Consider the following 25,120-nt stretch of genomic DNA (forward strand, 5'->3'; position numbering starts at 1 on the left):
CCGCACTCACGCGATGTGGCTCCTGTCGCGTCGAATCGACAGTGTGCCATGGAAGCGCTCCCACAACAAGCGCGCGCGGCGGCGGACCAGCTCGTTGTTTCGATCTCGTTTTGGGTCTTTCACAAAGGCGTGACGGGCGTTACAGTCGCAACATCGGTCGATGGGAGCGCTTCCATCGACAAGGTTCCAAGTAGAAGATCGCCGGGGCCGTCTCTGACGGGCCCGGGGAACCCGAACCGAGGGCCGACGACGGGCCAGCCCGGACGCCGTCGTCAGCCATCGTCCCGCCACATGGAGGGAGGTGGAACCAGAGCCACTCGCGTGGCCCGGCTCCCGCGCGACACGCACGGCAGGACCCAAATCTCGCCCGTGTGTGTGCAGTTACGGTGGGGACGGGGGTTGCCCTCCCCCGTCCCCACACTAAACCCCCGTACACGATAGGAAAAGAGGCCGACGGGACAGGCGCGTTGCGCCGCCCGGACGGCCTCGTTCGCTGCTCGGGGCCAGACCCGCCTCCACCACGCCAGCACCGGCCGCCTCGACGGCCGGATGACCGGCCGGCCGCGCCTGCCCTATCATGGGAGCGCTCCCGAACCCTTCGGCGGTGGCCCCGTATCCATGAGGAGAATCCATGTCGATACCTACTGGGCCCGCCGGCCCGCTGCGCTTCCCGGACAACTTCGGCTGGGGCGCGGCCACCTCCGCGTACCAGATCGAGGGCGCTGCCAAGGAGGATGGGCGCGGCGAGTCGGTCTGGGACACCTTCAGCCGCGTCCCAGGGCGCACCCGTAACGGCGACACCGGCGACGTGGCCGCCGACCACTACCACCGGTACGCCGAGGACCTCGACCTCATGCGCGACCTCGGGCTGCGCAGCTACCGCTTCTCCATCTCCTGGCCACGGATCCAGCCCGACGGCACCGGCGCACCCAACCAGCGCGGGCTCGACTTCTACCGCCGCCTCGTCGACGGCCTCCTCGAGCGTGGCATCACCCCGATGGCCACTCTGTTCCACTGGGACCTCCCGCAGGCCCTGCAGGACGCCGACGGGTGGGAGTCGCGCGAGACCGCCCTCCGCTTCGCCGACTACGCCGACGCGGTCTTCGAGGCCCTCGGCGACCGGGTGCCGGCCTGGCTCACCATCAACGAGCCCAAGACCGTGGTGCAGAACGGCTACCTCGTCGGCCACCACGCCCCCGGCCGGCAGGACCCGGATGCGGCCTACCTGGTCGCCCACCACCTGCAACTCGCGCACGGGCTCGCGGTCAGCGCGCTGCGCGCCACCGGCAGCGCCAGCCGGATCGGCCCCGCGCTCAACCTGCACCCCTGCTACCCCGCCGACGACTCGCCCCAGGCCGCAGCGGCCTCCCGCCTCTACGACGGCTACGAGAACCGCCTCTACCTCGACTCCCTGTTCAAGGGCAGCTACCCGGAGGACGTGCTTGCCGACCTGGGCCCGCAGAGCCGGATGGTCCAGGGCATCCGCGACGGCGACCTGGCCATCATCTCCGCACCGATCGACCTGCTGGCCGTGCAGTACTACACGCCCATCTACGTCACCGCCGACGGCGGCACCGAGCACCGCTGGGCGACCTCGGAAGCCGAGTGGCAGCAGATCTACCCCGAGGGCATGTACGACATCCTGACCCGGGTCACCCGCGACTACGGCCCTATCCCGCTCACCGTCACCGAGAACGGGCTGCCCACACCGGACACACTGGCCGTGGACGGCACCGTCCACGACGCCGGCCGGATCAACTTCCTCCGGGACCACCTCGCCGCCGCACACCGGGCCATCGCCGCAGGCGTGCCGCTGGAGAGCTTCCACGTCTGGTCACTGCTCGACAATTTCGAGTGGAACGAGGGGTACGACCAGCGGTGGGGACTGGTCTACGTGGACTACCCGACCCAGCGGCGGGTGCTCAAGAGCAGCGCCACCTGGTACCGCTCCGTGATCGCTGACGGCGGCTTCTGAACGGCCGCGTCCCGGACAGCCGGGCCCGGACGGCTCGGCTCCGGTGAGCCGGTGACCGTCCGGGACCCAGCCGGGTCGGTCAGCGGGGCAGCGCCTGCTGCAACTCCGCCCGCAGCGCCGGGGTGAGCATCTCCCCCGCCTGCTTGGCAAGCCGGGCCATCTCGTAACCCACCACACCGATGTCCGCGTCACCGGCGGCCAGCGTGGCCAGGATCGAACCGTCGCGCACCTGCATCACCAGGAAGTAGCCGCGGCCCATCTCGACCACCGTCTGCTTGACGATGTCGCCGTCGAACATCTGGGCCGCGCCCGCGGTGATGCTCATCAGCCCGGAGGTCACCGCGGCGAGCTTGTCCGCGTTGTCGCGGGGCAGGTGGTCGGAGATCGCCACGAGCAGCCCGTCGGAGGAGACCACCACCGCGTGCGCCACGCCCGGCACCCGCTCCGCGAACGCGCTCACCAGCCAGCTCAGGTCACGCGCCTCCTGGCTCAACGTCGTCACTGTCGTCGTCCCCCTTCGTCGTGCCCCCCGGACGGTGGCACGGGTATCTCGGTGGTGTCCTCAGCCTCGGCGCGCCGCACTCCGCTGTAGAGCCGGGAGAGCATGCCGCCGACCGCCTCCGGGTCCGGGTCGGTGCGGGTCGGTGCCGACGTCGGTTGTGCCGAACGGGTGACCGCGCTCAACTGTGCCATCGGCACCCGCATCGGCAGTCCTCGCTCATTGGTGCCCGCGGTGACCGGGATCGCCGGTGGCACCGGCGGCGTGGGAACGACCGGCGCGGACGGATCCTGCCGCGACCACCAGCCCCCGCCGCTGTCGCGAACGCCGGCCGGGGTCAACACGTCCTCGGCGCGCACCGGCACCGGGCGGGCCTGGCGCGGCACGGCGACACCCGGTGGCCGACCGGCCACCGGCAGATTCCGTGCCTCGATGCCCGGCCCGGGGGCGACGGCCTCCCGCACCGCCCCGGGCTGCCGGGCCACTCCCCGGGCGGCGCTCGTCGCCAGCATTCGGGCCGGCGCCGGCGGATCCAGCTCCACCGAGCCCGCCGGGGCCAGCAACACCGCGGGCAACGCGAGTCGAGCGACCAGGCCGCCCTGGTGATCGTCCAACCGCACCCGTACGCCCAGCCGGGACGCCAGGTGGCTGACGACGAAGAGACCCATCCGCTCCACCGCCGCGACGTCCGCGGCCGGAGGGCTGGCCAGCACCGCGTTCGCCTCGGACAGCGCCGTCGGGCTCATGCCCAGGCCACGGTCGGCGATCTCGATCAGCGCACCCCCGGCGTCGACCCGGGCGGTCACCACCACGCTGGTGTCCGGGCGCGAGAAGGCGGTGGCGTTCTCCAGCAGCTCGGCCAGCAGGTGCACCAGCTCGCCCACGGCGTGCCCGACCACGTGCACGTCGGCCACCGCCTCGATCCGGACCCGCTGGTACTGCTCGATCTCCGCCGCGGCGGCCAGCAGCACCGCACCGAGACCGACCGGCCGGTTCCACCGGCGGGTGGAGTCCGTGCCGGCGAGCACCAGCAGGCTCTCGTCGTTACGACGCATACGAGCGGCCAGGTGATCGAGCTTGAACAGGTTTTCCAGCTGGTCCGGGTCGCTCTCCTCGCGTTCCAGGTCGTCCAGCAGCTCCAGTTGGCGCTCCACCAGCACCTGGCTCCGGCGGGCCAGGTTGACGAACATCGCGTTGACGTTACGCCGCATGAGCGCCTGCTCGACGGCGACGGTGACGGCACTGCGGTGCACCGCCACGAACGCCTCGGCCAGCTCGCCGATCTCGTCGAGCGAGCGGACCACGGCCGGCGCGACATCGATGTCCGGCACTCCACCTCGGACGGTCTTCAGACGGTCCAGCGCCTCCGGCAGCTCGACCTGGGCGATCCGGAGCGCCTGGCTCCGCAGCAACCGCATCGACCGGGCGACCGAACGCCCGACGAGCAACGAGATCAGCAGAGCGACCAGCAGGACCGCGACGATCCCGCCGACGACCAGCAGGGTGGCCCGCAACTGCCCGTTGCTGGCGTCGTCGGCCTGCCGCACGGCGTCGTCGAGCACACCCGCCTCAAGCTGGCGCAGCAGCTCCTGACGCTGCTGGCTGGCCCCCCACCACTGCTCCGACGGCAGCACCTCAGGCGCCTTGTCGCCGGCTGGCAGGCTGCGCTCCTCGAGCCGGGTGGCGACGGCGAACATCGGAGCCACCGACGTCTCGTCGTACCGGCGGATCTGGTCGGACGTCGCGGCCACCCGGAACGCGCCGAGCGCGGTCAGCTGCTGGGCGCGCAGGTCGGCGAGGAGCACCCGGTCCTCGGTGCCGTACCCGCCGGCGCGGGCGGCGGCGTAGAGCTGGGCCCGCACCCGGGAGGAGAGTTCCTTGACCCGGGCCAGCTGGACGTAGCGCAGCACCGCGTCGTTCAACGCCGGCTGGTCCTGACCAGGGGTCGGCTCGGCGAGCAGGTCGATCAGCGCGCCGATGGCCCGGTGGTAGTTGCTCAGGATGGTCTCGCTGCCGAGCACCGCCGGTGGGATGGCCGGACGGATGTCGACCACCTGGTCGTACGCCTCCAGCGCCTCGGAGAAGGCGACCCGCCAGGACGCGTCGGCGTCGGCCAGCGGCTCGGCGGCCCGGCGCAGGTCCGCGAAGGCCCGGTCGGTGGCGGTCTGCAACGGCTTCAGGTCGGTCGCCGTGGTCTCCCGCTCGCTGCCCCCGCGCCGCTCGCCCAACTCACCCGCCGAGCGGTCGCGCTCCTGCTGGAGCTGGTGCACGGCGGCGGTGATCTGCCGGCCGATGCCGACCTGGCTGGAGAAGTCGTTCAACACCGTCGTCCGCCCCACCAGCGCGCTGGTCTGCACACCGGCGAGCAGCAGGAACGCCATCGAGGGCACCACCAGCACGGTGGCGAGCTTGGTGCTCATCCGCCAGTCCCGCAGGCGGAACGGCGAGCGCCGCCGGTGCGGCACCACCCGGACGTCGAAGCGTCGCCGGCGATGGTTCGACACCGCGCCGTTCGCCGGCTCGGGACCTACCGCCACCCTGCCTCCTCCGTCCTACCGCGTCCACCGCGGTCCGGGGAGCGCAGTCCATCCAACCAGGCTCGGGACCGCTGTCAACGGCCCGGGCAACGCGGAGGTTCAGGAAGGATACTGCGGGTGGGACCGTCCTGCCGTGGTCGGCAGGACCAGCTCGTCCGTCCGGCCGATGTCGGCGAGGCCGATCGCGTCACCGAACCGGCCAAGTGCCACCAACGCCGCGCCGGTGGCGCCGATCTCCGGGTTGCGTTGGTGCGACACCGGCCGCGGTGCGAGCGCGGCGGCGAAGGCCTGCCGCCACCACACCGACGCTGCCACGGCACCGCCGCCCAGCACCACACCGACCGGCTTGTCGATGGTGGACTCCAGCACTGCGAGATCCTCTGTGACCAGGTCACACAGCCCCTGCATCAGCCCGGCCAGAATGTCCACCGAGGTGGTGCTGAAGCTGAGGCCGCGCAGCTCGCCGCTGCCCGCCGGCGCCAGGCCGGGTGCCCGGTCGCCACCGAATCGGGGGTCGGCCGGTCGGCCACCGCCCGTCGGCACCAGCGCCAACGCCGCGTCCAGCTCCGCGCCCCGGGGCAACCGCAGCTCCCGGTCCGCCCAGGCGAACAGGTTGCCCCCGCAGGCGTACGCCGCACCCGTCACCACGTGGTCGTGGTCGACCCGGTAACGCCACAACCGTTCGGGGAGCCGGGGCATCGGGTCGCCGGCCGGGATCCGCTGCATCAGCCGTACGGCCGCGGAGGTGCCCACGGTGACGGCCGCCCGGCTCGGGTCGACGCAGCCCGAACCGACGTTCGACGCGCCGCCGTCGCCGACCGGCGGTGACCACCGGGCCTGCGCCAGCTGCGGCCAGCGGCCGGCCAGGTCGGCCCGCAGCCGGCCGTGCCAGTTCAGCTCGCCGAGGGACGGCAGATCCTGCGCTCGCGCCCCGGCCAGCGTCAGCGCCTCCTCGTCCCAACGCAGGGTGCGCAGGTCCAGCAGGCCGGTCCCGGAGGCCTGGGAGATCGACATGGGTGCCGAGTCGAGCAGCTCGCCCAGCACGTACTCGGGCAGACCGACGAACCGGGCGATCGGGCTGCCGGACTGTTCCCGCAACCAGGGCAACCGCATCGACCAGTACGAGCGGTGCCACCAGCAGCCGGTGCGTTGGTGGAAGCCGTCCGGGTCGGCCGGCCCCGCCGTGCCGCCGACCGGCGCGGGCCGGGTGTCCAGCCAGGTGACCACCGGGCCCATCGGGGCGCCGGCGCGGTCCAGCGGGAGCACCGAGTGCCACTGCGCGGAGACCGCCACCAGGCCGACGTCGTGCAGGTGCCCCGCGTCGGCCAACTCGTCCAGGCACTCGACCAGGGAGGCGAGATAGTCGGGACCGGACAGCGTGCCGGTGCCGTCGTCGCCGATAGCGAGGTCGACCTTGCGCCGGGCCAGGGCACCGGGCAGCGGCTGGGTGTCCCCGTCCAGCACCAACCCCCGGACCGAGGAGGTACCCAGATCGAGCGCGAGAATGTTCATCGCCGGTCAAGTTACCCGGTGCGAACCGGGCAACGGGCGCGTAGGGTGGATCACATGCTCGCGCATCTGACCAGTTGGTGGCCCGCCGACCCGGCGGCCACCCTCCGCGCGTAGCTCCATCCACGCGGCCGCCCTCCAGGCGGCCGCCGGATCTCCCGGCCGGATGGTCGCCTCAATGGCGGCGCCCAGCCTGACGGAGACCCCGATGACCCACCTGACCGACCTGCTCGCCGCCATTGCCCGCGGTGTCGACCCTGGTCCCTTCGCCCTGCTACGCCGTGAGGGCGCGGACGAGCTGGAGCTGTTCACCGGCCCGGTCGACACTGTCGAACGGCTCGCGGACATCCCGCTGACGCCGGGCGCACCCGGTGCGCAGACGCTGGCCCTGGTGCCGTTCCGGCAGATCTCCGAACGCGGTTTCGCCTGCGTCGACGACGGCGCCCCGCTGGAATGCCTCCAGGTCCGCGACCATCGACAGATCGCTCTGGCCGACGCCCTGGCCATCCTGCCCGACGAGCAGGTCCGCACGATCGACGCGGCCTTCGACATCACCGACGAGGAGTACGCACGGACCGTGCACCGGGTGCTCGCCGAGGAGATCGGCCGCGGCGAGGGCGCCAACTTCGTCATCCACCGCACCATGCACGCCACCGTGCAGGGCCCACCGCTGATGGCGGCGCTTGCCGCGCTGCGCCGGCTGCTGGTCGCCGAGCGCGGCGCGTACTGGACGTTCGTGGTGCACACCGGCACCCGGACGATGGTCGGGGCGAGCCCGGAGCGACACGTCAGCGTCGACGACGGCCTGGTCATGATGAACCCGATCAGCGGCACCTTCCGGCGCGCGGGTGACACTCCGGACCGGGAGGCGCTGCTGCGGTTCCTCGACGACCCGAAGGAGGTCGAGGAGCTGTACATGGTGCTCGACGAGGAGCTGAAGATGATGGCCACCGTCGCCGAGCACGGCGGCCAGGTCATCGGCCCGTACCTGAAGGAGATGTCGCACCTGGCGCACACCGAGTACCTGCTCGCCGGGCGGGGCACCCGGGACGTGCGGGAGGTGCTGCGCGAGACGATGTTCGCCCCCACCGTGACGGGCAGCCCGATGGAGAACGCCTGCCGGGTGATCGCCCGACACGAGCGCCGGGGCCGCGGCTACTACTCCGGCGTGCTGGCCCTGCTCGGCCACGACGAGGCCGGCCGACAGACGCTCGACGCCCCGATCCTGATCCGCACCGCCGAGATCTCCCCCACCGGCCGGCTACGGGTCCCGGTGGGTGCCACCCTGGTCCGGCACTCGACGGCGGCCGGCGAGGTGGCCGAGACGCACGCCAAGGCCGCCGGTGTGCTGGCCGCCCTCGGCCTCGGGCCGGCGGCGCCCGACCGTGGGCGCGAGCCGGTCGCGCGGCTGGCCGACGACCCTGCGGTACGCGACGCGCTGGCCACGCGCAACGCACCGCTGGCGCGGTTCTGGTTGGACCAGCGGGCACCGGACGCACCCGGGCTGCCCGGGTTGGTGGGCCGTCGGGCGTTGATCGTGGACGCCGAGGACACCTTCACCGGCATGCTGGCCCACCAGCTGGGCGCGTTGGGTCTCGCGGTGACCACCCGACCGTGGCACGCGAGCGGCTCGGTCGACGGCTACGACCTGGTGGTGGCGGGTCCCGGGCCGGGTGACCCGGGCAGCACCGACGAGCCGAAGATGGTGGCGTTGCGGGAGCTGCTGGGAGGGCTGCTGGCGACCGGCCGCCCCACCCTCGCCGTCTGCCTCGGTCACCAGGTGCTGGCCGGTCAGTTGGGGCTGCCGCTGCACCGCAGGGACGCCCCCTATCAGGGGTTGCAGCGGGAGGTGCCGCTGTTCGGCAGGACCCGGCGGGTGGGGTTCTACTCGACGTTCACCGCCCGCGCGGAGGCGGACCGGCTGGACACCGCGTACGGGCCGGTGGAGTTGGCCCGGGATCCGGGTGACGGGGCCGTGCACGCCCTTCGGGGACGTGGCTTCGCCGGGGTGCAGTTTCACCCCGAGTCGGTGCTCAGCCCGGACGGGCTCGCTGTGCTGACCGAGTTGCTGACCGACCTGCTGCCGGCACCGCGCGCCGACGAGCTGTCCCCCACCGGCGGACGCGCATAGTCGCTCCGCCGGAGGGTAGGGCTGGATCGACCGGTGGCACGGACGGGCCGAGAGCCCCCGCCCGCGCCACCGGTCGTTTCCGCCGTCAGCCGGCCATGCCCGCCTTCAGCGCGGTGCCCAGCAGCACCGCACGCCGCGCGGTGAGCGCGCAGGCGCCGAGTGCCACGGCGTCCGGGGCGATCTCCCCGTTGTTGCTCGTGTGCGAAGCGCCGTACGGGTTGCCGGCGATGAACTGGCTGGTGTCGGTGTAGCCGGGGGTGACCACGACACCGCCCCAGTGGTAGAAGACGTTGAAGAGCGAGGTCAGCGTGGTCTCCTGCCCGCCGTGCGAGGTCGCCGTGGAGGTGAAGGCGGAATAGACCTTGTTGGCCAGCGCGCCCTGCGCCCACAGCGGGCCGGTGGTGTCGATGAACTGCTTGAGCTGGGCCGCGACCATCCCGTACCGGGTCGGCGCGCCCATGATCACCACGTCGGCCCAGGACAGGTCGTCGACCATCGCCTCGGGCACGTCCTGGGTCTCCAGACGGTGCGCCTGCCAGCCGGAGTTGGAGCGGATCGCCTCGTCCGGCGCCAGCTCGCGCACCTTGCGCAGGCGCACCTCGGCGCCGGCGTCCCCGGCGGCCTCGCAGGCCGCCTGAGCCATCTGGTACGTGATGCCGGTGGCGCTGTAGTAGATCACCGCTACCTTGGTCTGGGCAGCCATCAGATGTTCCCCTATCTCGTCTCGGGTCAGCTCTCGCGACTACCCGTCGCGCGCGACCTCTAACGGCAGCGCCCGGACGCTCCCACCCACCGGTCCGCGGGCTCAAATTTTCCGCAACTTCCCGGTGGCTTTCTCCCTGTGCCCCGCATCGACGGCGATCCTGATGCCATCGGTGCCGGCGGGAACCAGCCGCCGCCCCGCACCGGGCACCTGAACGGGGGATCGCGCTCCGCCACCAACGACGCTGGCGTAGCGCGATCAGGGGCCGTGCAGCGTGCTCACCAGGTGCGGACGACGCTCAGTGGACCAGGGCTGCCATCAGCCGGTCCAGCTCGGCCGCCGGGTCGGCGGTGAGCCCGGTGTGCACCGGCCCTGTCTGGATCATCGTGCTGCGCGGTGCCGCCAGCCAGTGGAACCGCTCGCCGAGTCGCATCCGGGTCGCCGGCCCGTCGCCGGCGCACGTCCGGTTAAGGGAGTCGAGCACTGCAGCCACCGCCGGCAGGTCCACGTCGGGTGCCAGTGCGCTGACCCGGTCGGCGTCGAGGTGCGTGCGCGCCGCCAGGAAGTCACGTTGCTGGCAGTAGAGCAACACCCCGACGTTGATCTGCTCGCCGCGCTCGATGCGGGGCACCAGCCGGATCAGCGCGTACTCGAAGGGATGCCTCATGCCGCGCTCCCCTGCGGCAGCCAGTCGGCCGTGCGGGCGACCCGGCGGGACAGGTGCTCCAGGTACGCGGCCCGCGCGGCGTCGGCCGTCTCGAAATCGGCAGCGGTCAGCCAGTCCGCCGGCACCAGGGCGAGCACTTCGGTGAGCAGCTCCGGGGTGACCCGGGGGGCCAGCTCGGCGTCGGCCTCGGCCAACCGTGACGCGTACGGGGCGAGCACGTGGTCCTCAGCTCGGTAGGCCCGGTGCACTGCCGCCTCCGCCCGGGGCCAGTTGTGGTGGAAGTACAGCGAGGCCCCGTGGTCGATCAACCACAGCTTCCGGTGCCAGACCAGCAGGTTCGGGTTACGCCAACTCCGGTCGACGTTCTCCACGTACGCGTCGAACCAGAGCACTCGGGAGGCCAGCGCCGCGTCGACGGGATGCGCCATCGGGTCGAAGCCGAGCGCCCCGGGCAGGAAGTCCATCCCCAGGTTGGCGCCGCCGCTGTTGCGCAGCAGCTCCTGCACCTCCTGGTCGGGCTCGGCCCGCCCGATGACCGGGTCGATGTCGAGCACCACCAGCGGGGGCACCCGCAGCTCCAGGCGGCGGGCCAGCTCACCGCAGATCACCTCGGCGATCAGCGCCTTGGGCCCCTGGCCGGCGCCTCGGAACTTCGCCACGTACGTGCCCAGGTCGTCGGCCTCCACCACGCCAGGCAGCGACCCACCCTCGCGCAGCGGGGTGACGTAGCGGATCGCGGTGACCTGGCGGAGCACGACGCCCACCCTACTGTGACCGCCCGGGACGGGCCGCGGCCCTGCCTACACCGGTGAGCGCGACACCTCCGAGCCGGGAAAACACCTCAGAGCCATCACGCTCACGGTGCGTGACCGAGCCGACGCGGGTGTCAGTCGAGCTTGTCGCGCAGCTTGTCGACCTGCGTCTGGAGGCGGTCCACCGCGTTCTCGTTGTTGACGAACGTGGTGATGCCCGCGGCCAGACCGAGACCGATCAGCACGGCCAGGATGCTGAGCACCAGGCCACCGATCGACACGCCCCGGCCGGTGACGCCGGGTCGGCGCGCCATTTTCAGGCCGACGATGCCGAGGATGATCCCGATGATGCCGAGTACCAGCCCCAGCCAGGCGAGGATCGCCGTCAACACGCTGAAAAGACCGGCCACCCCGAACACCAGGGCAAAGGTCGCGGCGGCGCTCGTCTTCGCGCGGGCGTCCCCCCGATGACCCCGGGATCCGGCCGATGCGCCGGCACCCCGGGCCGGCTCGCTTGCGGCAGTCATGACATTTCCCCTTCCGCACGCGCGGCGCGCGCACTCCAGCGGGCCGCTTTCCCACGACGGCCGCCGTTACGCCTCGCGTAAGCAGGGGTGTCGGTGGTCGGCCCTAGGCTGGCAGCCCGGCCACCGGAGAGGGGGCGCCCGATGCCCGACGATCTCAGCGCGGCCGACGCGCTGGCGCTGCGGATGACGAGTCTGCTGCTGCGCACGCACCCCAGCCTCCGACCGGGCACCGTCGCCGAGGTGGTCCAGTGGTTCGGCGCGATGCAGGCGCAGGATCTGGCGAGCGGTCTGTGGTCGTTGGGCGCGCGGCTGCCCGGGCAGAGCGTCGTCGACGTGCAGGCGGCGCTGGAGCGACGCGAGGCACTACGCACCTGGCCGATGCGGGGCACCGTTCACCTCGTCCCTCCCGCCGACGCCCGCTGGATGCTGGAGCTGACCGGCGTACGCTCGCTGGCTGGCGCGGCGACCCGGCGCGCGCAGCTCGGGCTCACCGAGACCGACGCGGACCGGGCGGTGGACGTCCTCGGCAGCGCTCTGGCCGGTGGCGGCCGGCTCACCCGCGCGCAGTGCCTCGCCGCCCTGCGCGCCGCCGGCATCGGGACCGACGGCCAGCGCGGCTACCACCTGCTGTGGTATGCGAGTGTCCGCGGGGTGACCTGCGTGGCACCGAACCTGGGCACCGAACAGACCTTCGCGCTGCTGGACGAGTGGGCGCCCGGGTCACGCCAACTGGAACGGGACGAGGCGCTGGCCCTGCTCGCACACCGCTACGTCCGCGGGCACGGGCCGGTCACCGCCCGCGAGTTCGCCGGCTGGACCGGGCTCACCCTGACCGACGCGCGGCGCGGCCTGGCCGCCGCCGATGACCTGCTGAGCACGGTACGGGTCGACGGCGAGCCGATGCACGTCGACGCGGCGCTGGCCGACACCGCCCCTCCCCCGCTGGACGACATGATCGTGCTGCCGGGCTTCGACGAATACCTGCTGGGCTACCGGGACCGCTCGTTGATACTCGACCCCGCGCACCAGGCGGCCGTGGTGCCGGGTAACAACGGCATTTTCCAGGCCACAGTGGTCCGCTCCGGACGGGTGGTGGGCGTGTGGAAGCGCAAGGTCGGCCGCACCGCGGTCACCGTGACGGTCCAGCCGCTGACGACGCTCGACGCCGCGGCGCGGGCCCGGGTGGAGCAGGCGCTCGGACGGTACGCGGACTTCCTCGGGCTGCCTCCCCGCTTCGACTGGCTGACCTGACCGCGCGGCGTCAATCCTCGGTCGGGGCCGGGGTGGCGTGTCGTGGGCGGGCGGCGCTGAGCAGGTCGACGATCCGGGTCACCCGAGGATCCGAACGGATCTCCGCCACGGTGTTCGGCAGTGGCAGCCGCCAGTTCGGATACTCGTCCACCGTGCCCGGCATGTTGGGTTGGCGTACCTCGCCCAGCACGTCGTAGAGGGAGACGCCGAGCAACCGGGTCGGGCTGGCCGCGAGCGCGGCGTGCATCGCCACCACTACCTCGCCGTCGTCGGGTGCCGCAGCCGTGCCGGGCGACGCTGGTTGGGCGGTCGGCGCCGGGTCGGGCAGCAGGCTCTCGGCGCGCAGCATGTCCAGCAGCCGCTCCCGGTCGGTGGCGGCCCGGGCCTGCTCCACCGCCACGTCGGTGCCGAGCAGCTTCAACTCGTCGCGCACCCGGACGTGCTCGCCGGTCAGGAAGCCGGGCGCGGTGGGCAGGTCGTGTGTGGAGATCGTGGCGAGGGCGTTGCGCGGCCAACGGGCCGGCGGGACGAACCCGCCGTCGTCGTCGCGAGCGAACCACAGCACTGTCGAGCCGAGCATGTTGCGCCCGCGCAGCCCACTGGTCACCGCAGGTTGGACGGTGCCGAGATCCTCCCCGACCACCACCGCGCCGGCCCGGAGCGCCTCCAGCGCGAGGATGCCGAGCATCGCCTCGGCGTCGTAGCGCACGTAGGTGCCCTCGGCCGCGCCGGCGCCCGGCGGCACCCACCACAGCCGCCACAGGCCGGCGACGTGGTCGACCCGCAGGCCACCCGCGTGTCGCAGGGTCCGGCGCAGCATGTCCCGGTAGGCCGCGTACCCGGTGGCGGCGAGCCGGTCGGGACGCCAGGCGGCGAGCCCCCAGTCCTGGCCGAGCTGGTTGAAGTCGTCCGGCGGCGCGCCGACCCGCACACCCTGGGCCAGCACGTCGGCGAGCTGCCAGCCGTCGGCGCCGCCGGGGTCGATGCCGACGGCCAGGTCGTGCACCACGCCGACCGGCATTCCGGCCGCCCGGGCCGCCGCCGTCACCGCGTCCAGTTGCTCGTCACACAGGTGCTGCAACCAGGCGTGGAAGGCCACCCGGTCGGCGAGCTGCCGACGCTGCTCGGCGACCGCCGGGGCGTCCGGGTGGTGCAGGTCCTCCGGCCAGGCACGCCAGTCGTTGCCGTGCCGCTCGGCGAGCGCGCACCAGGTGGCGAAGCTGGCCAGCGCCGGGTCCGCGGCAAGGTCGACCGGCTGGGCGTACGGGTGCAGCAGCTCCAGGGCGTGCCGCTTGGCGGCCCACACCTGGTCGTAGTCGATCAGATCCCCACGGTCGGGGCGCAGGGCGTCGACCACCGCCCGGGTGGCCGGGTCCGCGGCACGGTACGCAGCGGTGTCGCTGACCCGCAGGTACAGCGGGTTGACGAAGCGTCGACTGGCGGGCGAATAGGGCGAGGCGGCGACCGGGTGCGCCGGCCCGACCGCGTGCAGCGGGTTGAGCAGCACCAGCCCCGCGCCCGTGTCACCGGCCCAACCGGTGAACTCGGCGAGATCGCCGAGGTCGCCCATGCCCCACGAGCGTTCCGAGGTCAGCGCGTAGAGCTGGAGCATCCAACCCCAGGTGCGTGGCGGCACAGGCAGCCGACGGGGCACCACCACCAGCGTCGCCTCGCGGCCGGCGCAGGCCAACCGGTGCCAGCCCAACGGAAGGTCCCCCGGCAGCTCGCTGTCGACCGCCCGGCGGCCGCCGTCCTCAAGGGTGACGACACCCGGGCCGGGCAGTGCCCGGGTCGTGCCGTGGGCGAGCACCACCGTCTCCGGCAGTGCGCCCCGGTCGACCGCACGGGCGGCGGTGAGCGCGTCGGCGATGGCGGCGGGGCTGGTGGCGTCCACACCGAGCAGCCCGAGCACGCCCACGACGGTCTCCGGTGCGACCTCCACACGGCGGTGCCGCCAGTCCTCGTACCAGGTGGACACGCCGTGCGCGTTCGCCAGCGCGGCCAGTCGTCGGTTCATCCCGCCCCCCGCCTCACGACGCGACCTCCGACCACCTTGCCACGACCGGGCGCGCGGCGCAGGACACGGCGAGGTGGGGCCGGCGGACGAACCCGCCGGCCCCACCTCGCTGGACGCTGTCAGTCGTCGAGCGCCCCGGCCGCCCGACCGTCGCGCAGGGTCAGGTTGCGCCCGGTGGCCGGGTCGAACAGGTGAATCTTCTCCAGGTTGAACCAGACCCGTCGCGACTGCCCCTCGGCGACCGCCGACTCCGCGGACAGCCGCGTCACCAGGTTGCCGCCACCTCCGGCGAAGTCGGCGGCACCGGCGTCCGCGGCCAACTCCTCCAACTCGGCAGCGCTGGCCTTCTCGCCCTCCACGGTGAAGTAGACGTACTTGTCCGAGCCCATCGACTCGACGATGTCGACCGGCGCCTCGAACTCCATGCCCCGGCGGCGGGTGTCGTCGTCGACCAGCTCCGCGTCCTCGAAGTGCTCGGGGCGGATGCCGAGGATCAGCTCGCGGGGTGCGTCGGCCGCCTCCAGTTCCCGGCGGACCCGGTCGCCGAGCGGCACGTCACCGAGGGCGGTGTGCAGGCTGCCGTCCTGCACGGCGGCGTGCAGGAAGTTCATCGACGGCGAGCCGATGAACCCGGCGACGAACAGGTTGCGCGGGTGGTCGTACAGCTCCTGTGGTGGCCCGACCTGCTGCACCGCGCCACCGCGCATGATCACCACGCGGTCGCCGAGGGTCATCGCCTCGGTCTGGTCGTGGGTGACGTAGACGGTGGTGGTGCCGAGCTGCTTCTGCAACCGGGACACCACAGTGCGCATCTGCACCCGCAGCTTGGCGTCGAGGTTGGACAGCGGCTCGTCCATCAGGAACGCCTTGGGCTGGCGGACGATCGCACGACCCATCGCGACCCGCTGGCGCTGGCCGCCGGAGAGGTTGGCCGGCTTGCGGTCCAGCAGGGAGGTCAACTCCAGCACCTTCGCCGCCTCGTCGACCTTGGAGTTGATGGTCTCCTTGTCCAGCTTCGCCAGCCGCAGCGGGAACGCCATGTTCTCCCGCACGGTCATGTTCGGGTACAGCGCGTACGACTGGAACACCATGGCGATGTCCCGGTCCCGGGGTGCCTTGTCGTTGACCCGCTGCCCGGCGATGCGCAGCTCACCGGAGCTGATGTCCTCCAACCCGGCGATCATGTTGAGGGTGGTGGACTTTCCGCAGCCCGAGGGGCCGACCAGGATCACGAACTCGCCGTCGGCGATTTCCAGGTCGACGTCCTGCACGGCGACGGTCCCGTCCGGGAAACTCTTGCTCACCTTGTCCAGCACGATGTCAGCCATGACTACTCACCTATCCCTTGACTGCGCCGGAGGTCAGACCGGACACGATGCGGCGCTGGAAGAAGAGAACGAACAGGATGATCGGAACGGTGATCACCACGGCGGCGGCGCAGATCGCCCCGGTGGGGTCCTCGAACTGCGACTCGCCGGTGAAGAACGACAGGGCGACCGGCACCGTACGGGCGCGTTCGGTGGAGGTCAGCGTGATGGCGAAGAGGAAGTCGTTCCAGCAGAAGATGAAGACCAGAATCGCCGTGGTGAACAGCCCGGGCGCGGCCAGCGGGGCGATCACCCGCCGGAACGCCTGCCCCTGCGTGGCGCCGTCCATCTTCGCGGCCTTCTCCAGGTCCCACGGGATCTGCTTGAAGAACGCCGACAGCGTGTAGATCGCCAGCGGCAGCGCGAAGGTGATGTAGGGCAGGATCAGCCCGGGCCAGGTGTCGAAGAGGCCGAGTTGCCGCTCGATCTCGAACAGCGGCGACACCAGCGACACCTGCGGGAACATCGCGATCAGCAGGGAGACGCCGACCAGCAGCTTCTTGCCCGGGAAGTCCAGTCGGCTGATCGCGTACGCGGCCATCGCCCCGAGCACCACCGCGATCAACGTGGCGATCAGCGCGATGCCGATAGAGTTGACCAGGGCCCGGACGAACTGGTCGGTGTCGAAGATGGTCTTGTAGTTGTCCAGCGTCCACTCCCGGGGGATGAACTTCCCGTCGGTGAGGGTGGCCGGCGTCTTGAACGACAGCGACGCGATCCACAGCACCGGGACGAGCGCGAAGACGACCACCAGGACGTCCAGCAGCCCCCAGCGCAGCTTCGCCCGGGTGGTGGTTTCGGTACCGGTGGCCATGTCAGCGCCTCTCCCCGTCGTCGCTGCCGGGGGCAGCGGTGCCGAACAGCTTCACGAAGACGAAGGCGATGATCGCCACGGTGATGAAGATCAGCACCGACATCGTCGAGCCGATGCCGAGGTTGAGACCCCGGATCAGGTTGTTGTAGGCGAGCATCGACACCGAGGACGTCTCGTTGCCGCCGGCGGTCAGCACGAAGATGTTGTCGAAGACCCGGAACGCGTCCAAAGTGCGGAACAGCAGAGCGACCAGGATCGCCGGCTTCATCACCGGCAACATGACCTTGGTGAACTTCTGCCAGGCGGTCGCGCCGTCAGTCGAGGCGGCCTTGAGCAGGTCCTCCGGCACCAGCGCCAGCCCCGCCATCAGCAGCAGCGCCATGAACGGGGTGGTCTTCCAGATCTCCGCCAGCATGATGATCGCCAAGGAGCTGGCCCGCTCGGTGAGCGGTGCGCCGTCGCTGAACAGGTTGGCCAGGTAACCGGTCTCGGGCGTCCAGGCGTACCGCCAGGAGAACGCGGCGACCACGGTGACGATCCCGTAGGGAATGAGCGCCGAGGTCCGGACCAGGCCGCGCCCGATCAGGGTGCGGTGCATGATGATCGCCAGGCCCATGCCGAGCACCAGCTCGACGGCCACGGTGACCACCGTGATCAGCGCGGTCACCCCGAACGCGGTCCACCAGAACTCGTTGGTGAGCACCGTGACGTAGTTCTCCAGCCCGATGAACTCGCGCTGGTCGGGGAAGCGCAGGTCGAAACGCTGCAACGACAACCAGACCGAATAGATGATCGGGTACGCGGTCACCAGGACCATGACCAGCGCGGCGGGTGCGCAGAGGAGCAGACCCAACCGGCGTTCGGCCTTCTTGTTCTCACTCAACGGTCCCTTGCCACGGCCGCCGCGTTGCTTCGGGACGGTGGCGGGCCGGCCGGTGGACCGTTCGGTCTCCTCGGCGGCGACATCGGCGCCGGTCGGTGTGGCGTTGATGCTCACGGCAGCACCCCCTTCGACTGGAGGGCATCGGCGATGGCGCCGCGCAGCTCGTCGGCGGTCTTCTGCGCGTTGATCGCCGACGGCGGCGACAGGACCGCCGACATCACGGTGGAGATGCTCTGGTAGGCGGGGGTCAACGGCCGGGTGGCCGGGTCCTTCAGCTCCTCCAGGATGGTGTCCTTCATCGGGTACGCCTCGGTCATCTCCGGCTCCTCGTACACCGCTTCGATCGTGGGAGGCACACCATCGTTGATGGCGGAGAACTTCTGGTGCTCGGCGCTGCGGATGCACCGGGCCGCCTCGAAGGACATCTCCGGGTGCTTGGAGTAGGAGCTGACCGCCAGGTTGACCCCACCGATGGTGACCTTGCTGGGGGTGCCCTCGTCGATGCCGGGGATCCGCGCCCAGCCGACCTGCTTGGCCAGCTCCGGGTTGGCCTCCTGCATGGCCGGGTAGACGAACGGCCAGTTCACCTGGAACGCGCCCGAGCCGGACTGGAACTCCAACCGGACCGGGTCCTCGGTGGCGTTGCTGAACGACGGCGAGGTCACGCCCGACGTGGCGAACTTCTTCAACTGCTCCAACGCCCGCACCGTGCCGTCGTCCATCACGGCCTGCTTACCGTCGTCGCTGAGGATCTTTCCGCCGGCGCTCTCGGCCAGGGTGTTGTAGAGGACGACCAGACCCTCATACTGGGCGCCCATGGTGAGCACCCGGTACGGCTTGCCCTGGTCCTTGAGCTGCTGGGCCGCGCTGATCATCTGGTCCCAGGTGGTCGGCGGCTGCGGCACGAGGTCCTTGCGGTACCAGAGCAACTGCACGTTGGTGTTCTTCGGTGCCGCGTACAGCTTGTCCTCGTAGCGGGCGGTGTCCAACGGCCCGGCGAGGGTGCCCTGCTCGACCTCGGCCTTGTCCTGGCCGGTCCACTCACGGATCCAGTCGGCGCTGGCGAACTCCTGGGTCCAGGTGACGTCCAGGCCGAGCAGGTCCATGCCGCTGTCCTCGGCGGCCAACCGGCGCACCATCTGCACCCGCTGGTCGTCGGCTTGGCGGGGCAGCACCCGGTAGGCGATCTCGTAGCGCCCCTGGGCCTGCGCGTTGCAGTCGTCGACCACCTTCTGCAGGTTCTGCTCCGGCGGGTAGTACAGGTTGATCGTCGGTGGGCCACCAGCGTCGTCGGCGCCGCACGCGGCCAGCGGTGCGACCAGCGCCATCGTGGCAGCCGCCGCCCCAAGCCGCACAATCGGTCGGCGTCGGTGTCGAGCCGTTTCGGGGTCCGTCATCGCCCTCCCCCTCTCTTCGGCGAAAACCGGGGAGGGGCATCCGTGCCCCGGCGCACGGCGAGACGATCCCGGGCCAGGGAGCTGCGGAAACACCCCGACCCGGATGCTCCGTGCGGCTACTCTGCCCCACCTGCGGAGTCGCGAAACCTGACTGTCACAGCAGGGGTCGGCGCGACGACGTGGCGTCCTCGCCGTGGCGCGGAAGCCGGTGCGTGATCGACTCGACTTCCTGAAAGTCGGGCTGTCACCGTGCCCGGGATGCCCCGCCTTTCAGGAACCCGAGTCGATCACCCGCAACGCGACCAACCGACCACCCCCGGCCTGCCTGCCCCGGACCCGACCAGCCGCCCCACCGGGCGTGATCCACTCGACTTCCTGAAAACTGCGCTAACACCACGCCCGGGAAGCCCCGCCTTTCAGGAACCCGAGTCGATCACGCGCCGGGACCGCCGCCCGGAAGACGGCCGCCCGGAACGGGCCGGCCAGGAAGACGCCGGCCCCGAACACCGCAAGGCCCCGAACCGGCCGGCCCCGACCACCGCAGACCCCGGAACACCGCAGACCCCGGAACACCGCAGACCTCGGAACACGGCCGGCCGCGGAACCGGCAACGTTCAATGTCGAGGTGCCTCCTGCGCGGACAGGTCCGCCCGGACCAGGCATGCTGGGACGGTGATCGCACGCTTCAAGGACCTCTGTCTGGACGCCGCCGACCCGCTCGCCCTGGGCGCCTTCTGGGCCCGGATGCTCGACGGCGACGTGGCCGATGCCGGTGACGACGACACCCGGGTGGACCCGCGCTCGGCGCGCTCGAACGCCGAGTCCATCTGGGTGAACCGGGTGCCCGAGCCGAGGGTCGGCAAGACCCGCGTACACCTGGATCTGCGGTTGGCCGACGCGGACCCGGCGGCGCTGCTCGCGGACGGCGCCCGACTGGTCCGCGAGCCGAGCGGCGAGGCGACCTGGTGGGTGCTGGAAGACCCGGAGGGCAACCCGTTCTGCGCGTTCCCGGCCCGCGACGGCACCCGGCCGGGTCCGTTCGAGCTGGTCGTCGACTCGACCGATCCGGCCGCGCAGGCAACCTGGTGGGCGGGGGTCCTCGGCGGCACCGTCGAGGACGAGGGAACCCACGCGTCGGTGGTCGGCGCGTCCGGGTTCCCCTGGGACTACTGGGTGTTCGACGGGGTGCCCGAGCCCAAGACGGTCAAGAACCGGCTGCACTGGGACGTCGACCTGGTCGACCCGGAGCCGACCGCGCTGCTGGCCGCGGGTGCGGCCCTGCTGCGGGAGCCGGTCGACAAGGCCCACAACTGGTGGGTGCTAACCGACCCCGAGGGCAACGAGTTCTGTGCCTTCGCGCCGCGCTCAACCGGGTGAACGACCGACTACCGAGCGCGGGCGACGTCAGCTAGCGTTTTCCTAGCGCCGCAGCCGGCGCGTTCGCCGCCGCCGTCGACACGCCTCCGGCCGACCCCCAGCCTGCCCGATCGGTTGGTAATCGCGGGAACGTCCCACCGCCGCTGCCCCGGTTCGGCAGGATCGTCCCAACGAGGAGGTGCCGTCGTGCAGGACACCCGCGCTCTCGCCCTGACGTTCGAGGTGAGCGGCCTGCCACCGGTCAAGACCGAAGCGTTGTCCATCTTCGCCGCCGGGCACCGGCAGGCGACGAGGGTCCGCACCCTGCTCCAGGCCGCACTCACCGCGGCCCAGCGCACCGGCTGGACGCCGTTGCCCGGGCCGATCGAGGTGGACCTGGTCCTGCGCTGCCCGCCCGGGCACCGTACGGCCGACGCCAGCACCCTGCTCGGCGGCGTCTGCGCCGTCTTGCAGGACAAGAAGCGGGTGTCGTCCATCGGCCTCACCCACCTCGGCGTCCTGGTGGACGTCGCCCTCTACGCCGACGACCGGCAGATCCGCCGATTGTCGTACCACGAGGAGCCGGCGGAGGACTTTTCGTACCAGGTGCGGGTCGCCGCCGTACCGACCGGGGTTTGACCGACGTCCGCGGTGGGGTACCGCGGACGCCGACGAAGGGAGCACCGATGTCGGAGCCACATGTCACGCTCGACCCCCGCGGGCTCGACCCTGTGCAGCAGAAGCTGCGGGGCCCGCTGGAGGACCAGCTGACCTCGGCGCTTCAGGCGGCCATCGACCGGATCCGCGGCGGTTACGCCGGTGAGCCGGTCGAGCAGGTCTGCCAGCGACTGTTGGAGGAGACCCGCTCCGGGTTGCATCCCGACATCGCGGCCGGGTTCAACCCGGACATGGACGAGTTCTGCCGGGTGGCGGTGGCGATCGTCCGGGGAGGCGAGGTTTCCTGAGCTGGTGCGTCGCGACGCGATGATGGTCGGCGGACCGGCCACGAAACCCTCTCTCGACCCCGGAGCGGGGTTCTGTCGGCACGAGGGCCGCCCGGCGCCGCGGCGCGGGCGACCCCGTCGGGAGGCGGTGGACCTCAGTAGCGGCCGAGCTCGGCGTAGGGGCTGAGCACGATGCGCGGCGACAGCGTCGGGTCCAGCCAGCTCAGCACGTCGACCAGGTTGTCGTGGGAGAGGGACACGCAGCCGGCGGTGGCGTTGCCGGCGCTGGTGCTGAACTGGTGCAGGAAGATGCCGCTGCCCGCGTTCGGCACCGGCTTCGCCACGTTCGGCACCATGTTGTAGGTGATCACCGCGAAGTGGGTGTACGCCGGCACCTCCGTCCACAGCGCCTCACTGGCCCCGCCGGGGTTGGTCGAGGTGTGCTGGAAGGAGTTGTACTGCGCGGACGCCGGGTTCTCGTTCCACCAGTCGCCACTGACCAGACGGTGGTACGGGTAGCGGACGCCCGGGTTCGCGGCGATGCCGTACATGGTCGGGCCGATGGAGTAGACCCCGGTGGGCGTGGTCGGCACACCCTCGACGTGGTTGTCGCTGAAGCCCTTCGAGCCGATCCGGGCGGGCAACGACGCCGAGGCGGGCTGCCAGCGGCCCCTGACCTTCACGTACGCCTCCAGGGTGGCGTAGGTGGTGGTGTAGCTGGTGGAGCCGACGACGATGACCTGCTTCGTCTGCGCCGGCAGGGTGGTCAGCCGGGCGGCCAGGTTACGGCGCGGCACGGTCGGCCTGGTGGAGTGCGGAACCGGCGCCGTGCCCCAGGCCGGCGGCGGCCGGGTCGCGCCGAGCGCGGGAGCCGTCGGGGCGAGCACGGCCGGTGCCGCCAGGCCCACAGCAGTGCCGAGCAGGAGGGATCTACGCTTCATTCCGTCATCCTGACAGTCGGCCGGCTCACGGTCTGCCCCGCTCACCGGGGATGATCGATTCGTGGGCCGGATCAGGACCGGGTCCGCAACTACCCGGCCCTGACCCCCGGCTGTCCGGCAGAGGAGCGGACAGCTACGGCGCCCCGCCGCTCGGGCGTGGCACGGGGCCATGCGCTGCAACGGGGATAGCCGGCCGCTCTGCACTCAGCTCCACGGTGCCCACCCGCCGAACGCCGGTGCGCCCCCGACACACCTCGAAGGGTCGTGAGCGCGGGCCCAGGCTAGGCGGGGCCGCGACGGCCGGACAAGCCGTGCCGGGCGACCCGGTGCGTGACTGACCCCAGGGTGAAAAACCGGCATGTGGGCGTAACGCGATCATGATCTCGAACGCTGTTCGGCTTCGGTGGGGTCAGAAGTGCCGCAGCAGGTCGCGGAACGACGCCAGCCGCAGGACGCCGGTGTCGGTCGGGTCCAGTTCGTCGTCCTCCAGCACCCAGGTGTTCTCGTTCGGGATGAACACCGCGTTCAGCCCGGCAGCCCGTGCCGGCAGGATGTCCGACTTCGGGGAGTTGCCGATCATCCAGGCACCGGACGGGTCGAAGCCGTGCTCCCGCACCAGCCACCGGTAGGTCTCGACGTTCTTCTCGGCGACGATGTGCGCGGCCCGGAAGTGGTGCAGCAGGCCACAGGCGTCGAGTTTGCGCTGCTGCTCCGCCTGATCCCCCTTGGTCAGCAGCAGCAGCTCGTGCCGGACGGCCAGCTCGTCGAGCGCCTCGGCCACGCCGGGCATCAGCTCCACCCGGTGTTCGACGAGTGCCACGGCCAGCCGGTCGATCTCCTGACGCTCGAACTCGGTCGCCGGGCGTTCGCGCAGCCGCTCCAGGCACTCCGCCAGACTGCGCAGGAACACCTTGCTGCCGTAGCCGTGCGCCACCGCGTTGGCTCGCTCGATGTCGTCGAGAACGGCCCGCAACTCGGCCCGGTCCAGGGTGGGGTGGTCCAGCCAGGCCAGGAAGTCGTCGATCACCCGCTCGAAGACGACGTTGTTCTCCCACAACGTGTCGTCCGCATCGAAGATCAGCACTTTCGCCTGCCGCCGCGCCGTCGCGTCCACCGTCATGCCGCCAGCTCCTCGTGATCAACTCCTCCGACGATCGGGGACTTTAGGGCATATCGTCCGTCGTACCCAACGACTTTCCGCCCACCGGTCGGGGCCACCGCAGCAACCGTTCCGCGATCATCGTCTCCCGCTCCTCCTGCGCGTCGGGGCGCAGTCGCCCACCCCTGGTCAGCATCACCACGCCGTGCAGCAGGCTCCAGCCCATCTCGGCCAGCACGTCCGGGTCACGCCCCTCGGCCAGCGGGGTCAGGGCCGCCCGCAGCTCGGCGAAGACCGCCCGGGGCGCGGCCGGCACGCCATCGACGCCGAGGGCCAGGTCGGGGGTCAGCGCGAGCATCGCGTCGTAGACCTCGGGATTCGTGTACGCGAAGTCGAGGTACGCGCTCGCCACCGCCGGCCAGGCCCCCTCGGGACCCTCGACGGCTTCCGCGTGCGCCTCCGCCAGGTCGGCGGCCAGGTCGGCGAAGGCGCACACGGCGACGGCGGCGAGCAACGCCTCCAGATCCGCGAAGTGCCGGTAGAGGTCACCGACGTCGACCTCGGCCCGCTCGGCCAACCGTCGGGTGGTCACCCCCGCCCAGCCCTCCGCCTCGGCCAGCTCTCGCGCGACCGCGACGATGAGGTCGCGCCGGTCCTGTTCGGTGGCCTTCTCGGCAGGTCCGGGCACGCCCACGAGCGTAAGGGCGCACACCTCCCGTAGCTGCCCGGTGACGGATTGGTGACTGTCGGGGATGGAAAGCCCCTGCGGGCGGTCCCTTTCGCCACGCGCCACAGCCGACCCCTTGCTCGTTAGGCGAGGAGATCCCCGGGACGGGAGGGCAACCCGGACCGAGGGGCGCGGCTCACCGACGCAGGGCGTTCTCACTCTGCATGTGCGACAACTTCTCCGGATTACGCACGGCGTAGAGCCCGCTGACGAGGCCGTCGTCGATACGCAGCGCCACGACCGTGTCGATCTCGCCGTCAGACCGGAACACCAGCGCCGGGAAACCATTCACCTGGGCCGGGTGCAGCGACATGGCAGCGGCCTGGAACTGCCTGCTGGCCAACAGGCGGGCCACCTTGTCAGCCCCGGCGACCGGCCGCAGCAGCGCCTGTCTGATACCGCCGCCGTCGCCCACGAGCACGACATCCGGCGCGAGGACGTCGAGCAGGCCCTGCACGTCGCCGGTCTCGATCGCCCGCTGGAACGCGTGAGCACACGCCGGGTGTCGGCCGCCGAAACCACCCCCCGGGGTCGGCGCGCGGCGACATGCGCCCGCGCCCGGTGGGCGATCTGGCGGACCGCGGCCGGGCTCTTGTCGACCGCTTGGGCGATCTCGTCGTAGGCCAGGTCGAAGACCTCACGGAGTACGAACACCGCCCGCTCGATCGGTGCGAGCGTCTCCAGCACCAGCATCATGGCCATCGAGACGCTCTCGGCCAGTTCGACGTCGTCGGCGACGTCGGGCGCGGTCAGCAGCGGCTCGGGCAACCACGAGCCGACGTAGGACTCCCTGCGCCTGCCGACCGTCCGCAGCCGGTTGAGCGACTGGCGGGTGGTGATCCGGACCAGGTAGGCGCGCTGATCCCGCACCGTCGCGAGGTCGGCGTCCGCCCACCGCAGCCAGGTTTCCTGGAGTACGTCCTCAGCGTCGGCGGCCGAGCCGAGCATCTCGTAGGCGACTGTGAAGAGCAGGTTCCGGTGTGCGACGAACGCGTCGACAGCAGGGCCGCCCTCACTCATCATT

The 25,120-nt window shown here is 71.6% G+C and carries 21 protein-coding genes and 1 pseudogene; 6 read left to right on the forward strand and 16 right to left on the reverse strand.

Features of this window, described 5'->3' with window-relative positions; translation table 11 throughout:
• Nucleotides 1–631: 631 nt before the first annotated feature.
• Entirely contained in the window at nucleotides 632–1,975 is a 1,344-nt protein-coding gene (locus HNR22_RS09020) for a GH1 family beta-glucosidase (protein WP_179779978.1), read from the forward strand.
• Between the two features lie 79 nt (nucleotides 1,976–2,054).
• Here HNR22_RS09020 and HNR22_RS09025 read toward each other — a convergent pair whose 3' ends face one another.
• The 3 genes from HNR22_RS09025 to HNR22_RS09035 form a co-directional block, all read right to left on the reverse strand.
• Nucleotides 2,055–2,477 (reverse strand): roadblock/LC7 domain-containing protein, encoded by a 423-nt coding sequence (locus HNR22_RS09025; RefSeq protein WP_039906528.1) that lies wholly within the window; start codon nucleotides 2,475–2,477, stop codon nucleotides 2,055–2,057.
• Entirely contained in the window at nucleotides 2,474–5,011 is a 2,538-nt protein-coding gene (locus HNR22_RS09030) for a nitrate- and nitrite sensing domain-containing protein (RefSeq protein ID WP_179779979.1), read from the reverse strand. The genes HNR22_RS09025 and HNR22_RS09030 overlap by 4 nt, the downstream gene beginning before the upstream one ends.
• Before the next feature lie 99 nt (nucleotides 5,012–5,110).
• Nucleotides 5,111–6,523, reverse strand: a complete 1,413-nt coding sequence (locus HNR22_RS09035; RefSeq protein WP_179779980.1) for an FGGY family carbohydrate kinase — start codon at nucleotides 6,521–6,523, stop codon at nucleotides 5,111–5,113.
• 205 nt (nucleotides 6,524–6,728) lie between these two features.
• Here HNR22_RS09035 and HNR22_RS09040 point away from each other — a divergent pair, with 205 nt between their 5' ends.
• A complete protein-coding gene (locus HNR22_RS09040) occupies nucleotides 6,729–8,651 on the forward strand; it encodes an anthranilate synthase family protein (protein ID WP_179779981.1) in 1,923 nt (640 codons plus the stop codon).
• An 85-nt stretch (nucleotides 8,652–8,736) separates the two neighbouring features.
• On the opposite strand, the gene wrbA is transcribed toward HNR22_RS09040, so the two are convergent.
• The 4 genes from wrbA to HNR22_RS09060 all read right to left on the reverse strand — a co-directional run bounded on the left by wrbA (nucleotide 8,737) and on the right by HNR22_RS09060 (nucleotide 11,300).
• Nucleotides 8,737–9,354: an NAD(P)H:quinone oxidoreductase gene (gene wrbA / locus HNR22_RS09045; protein WP_179779982.1), complete on the reverse strand. Its 618-nt coding sequence runs from the start codon at nucleotides 9,352–9,354 to the stop codon at nucleotides 8,737–8,739.
• A 298-nt stretch (nucleotides 9,355–9,652) separates the two neighbouring features.
• Nucleotides 9,653–10,021 carry a DUF3037 domain-containing protein gene (locus tag HNR22_RS09050; RefSeq protein ID WP_179779983.1) on the reverse strand — a complete coding sequence of 123 codons (369 nt, stop codon included), beginning with the start codon at nucleotides 10,019–10,021 and terminating at the stop codon, nucleotides 9,653–9,655.
• Complete coding sequence (locus HNR22_RS09055; protein ID WP_179779984.1) at nucleotides 10,018–10,776, reverse strand: HipA family kinase; 759 nt, start codon at nucleotides 10,774–10,776, stop codon at nucleotides 10,018–10,020. Before HNR22_RS09055 ends, HNR22_RS09050 begins: the two co-directional genes overlap by 4 nt.
• Nucleotides 10,777–10,907: 131 nt before the next feature.
• Nucleotides 10,908–11,300, reverse strand: a complete 393-nt coding sequence (locus HNR22_RS09060) for a hypothetical protein (protein ID WP_179779985.1) — start codon at nucleotides 11,298–11,300, stop codon at nucleotides 10,908–10,910.
• A gap of 141 nt (nucleotides 11,301–11,441) precedes the next feature.
• On the opposite strand from HNR22_RS09060, the gene HNR22_RS09065 reads away from it, so the two are divergent.
• Nucleotides 11,442–12,551: a winged helix DNA-binding domain-containing protein gene (locus HNR22_RS09065; RefSeq protein ID WP_179779986.1), complete on the forward strand. Its 1,110-nt coding sequence runs from the start codon at nucleotides 11,442–11,444 to the stop codon at nucleotides 12,549–12,551.
• Nucleotides 12,552–12,561: 10 nt separating this feature from the next.
• Here HNR22_RS09065 and malQ read toward each other — a convergent pair whose 3' ends face one another.
• The 5 genes from malQ to HNR22_RS09090 form a co-directional block, all read right to left on the reverse strand.
• Entirely contained in the window at nucleotides 12,562–14,568 is a 2,007-nt protein-coding gene (malQ, locus tag HNR22_RS09070; protein ID WP_179779987.1) for a 4-alpha-glucanotransferase, read from the reverse strand.
• A 119-nt stretch (nucleotides 14,569–14,687) separates the two neighbouring features.
• Nucleotides 14,688–15,896, reverse strand: coding sequence for an ABC transporter ATP-binding protein (locus HNR22_RS09075; protein WP_179779988.1), 1,209 nt, complete (start codon nucleotides 15,894–15,896; stop codon nucleotides 14,688–14,690).
• Nucleotides 15,897–15,906: 10 nt separating this feature from the next.
• Nucleotides 15,907–16,749 (reverse strand): carbohydrate ABC transporter permease, encoded by an 843-nt coding sequence (locus HNR22_RS09080; RefSeq protein ID WP_099855591.1) that lies wholly within the window; start codon nucleotides 16,747–16,749, stop codon nucleotides 15,907–15,909.
• Between the two features lies 1 nt (nucleotide 16,750).
• Nucleotides 16,751–17,746 (reverse strand): carbohydrate ABC transporter permease, encoded by a 996-nt coding sequence (locus tag HNR22_RS09085; protein ID WP_343059749.1) that lies wholly within the window; start codon nucleotides 17,744–17,746, stop codon nucleotides 16,751–16,753.
• Complete coding sequence (locus HNR22_RS09090; RefSeq protein WP_179779989.1) at nucleotides 17,743–19,029, reverse strand: extracellular solute-binding protein; 1,287 nt, start codon at nucleotides 19,027–19,029, stop codon at nucleotides 17,743–17,745. Before HNR22_RS09090 ends, HNR22_RS09085 begins: the two co-directional genes overlap by 4 nt.
• A 672-nt stretch (nucleotides 19,030–19,701) precedes the next feature.
• Here HNR22_RS09090 and HNR22_RS31830 point away from each other — a divergent pair.
• From HNR22_RS31830 to HNR22_RS09105, 3 genes are all read left to right on the forward strand, one after another.
• Complete coding sequence (locus tag HNR22_RS31830) at nucleotides 19,702–20,406, forward strand: VOC family protein (RefSeq protein WP_179779990.1); 705 nt, start codon at nucleotides 19,702–19,704, stop codon at nucleotides 20,404–20,406.
• A 186-nt stretch (nucleotides 20,407–20,592) separates the two neighbouring features.
• Nucleotides 20,593–21,024 (forward strand): RusA family crossover junction endodeoxyribonuclease, encoded by a 432-nt coding sequence (locus HNR22_RS09100; RefSeq protein ID WP_099855598.1) that lies wholly within the window; start codon nucleotides 20,593–20,595, stop codon nucleotides 21,022–21,024.
• Nucleotides 21,025–21,071: 47 nt separating this feature from the next.
• Nucleotides 21,072–21,350 carry a hypothetical protein gene (locus tag HNR22_RS09105; protein WP_179779991.1) on the forward strand — a complete coding sequence of 93 codons (279 nt, stop codon included), beginning with the start codon at nucleotides 21,072–21,074 and terminating at the stop codon, nucleotides 21,348–21,350.
• Between the two features lie 134 nt (nucleotides 21,351–21,484).
• Here HNR22_RS09105 and HNR22_RS09110 read toward each other — a convergent pair whose 3' ends face one another.
• From HNR22_RS09110 to HNR22_RS09125, 4 genes and pseudogenes are all read right to left on the reverse strand, one after another.
• A complete protein-coding gene (locus HNR22_RS09110; RefSeq protein ID WP_179779992.1) occupies nucleotides 21,485–22,270 on the reverse strand; it encodes a L,D-transpeptidase family protein in 786 nt (261 codons plus the stop codon).
• 409 nt (nucleotides 22,271–22,679) lie between these two features.
• Nucleotides 22,680–23,390, reverse strand: a complete 711-nt coding sequence (locus HNR22_RS09115; RefSeq protein ID WP_088949128.1) for an HAD family hydrolase — start codon at nucleotides 23,388–23,390, stop codon at nucleotides 22,680–22,682.
• Nucleotides 23,391–23,433: 43 nt separating this feature from the next.
• Complete coding sequence (locus tag HNR22_RS31640) at nucleotides 23,434–24,057, reverse strand: TetR/AcrR family transcriptional regulator (protein WP_343059751.1); 624 nt, start codon at nucleotides 24,055–24,057, stop codon at nucleotides 23,434–23,436.
• A gap of 175 nt (nucleotides 24,058–24,232) precedes the next feature.
• A pseudogene (locus tag HNR22_RS09125) lies at nucleotides 24,233–25,116 on the reverse strand (RNA polymerase sigma-70 factor).
• Nucleotides 25,117–25,120: the final 4 nt, after the last annotated feature.

Source organism: Micromonospora jinlongensis (genome assembly GCF_013410645.1).
GTDB lineage: Bacteria > Actinomycetota > Actinomycetes > Mycobacteriales > Micromonosporaceae > Micromonospora > Micromonospora zamorensis.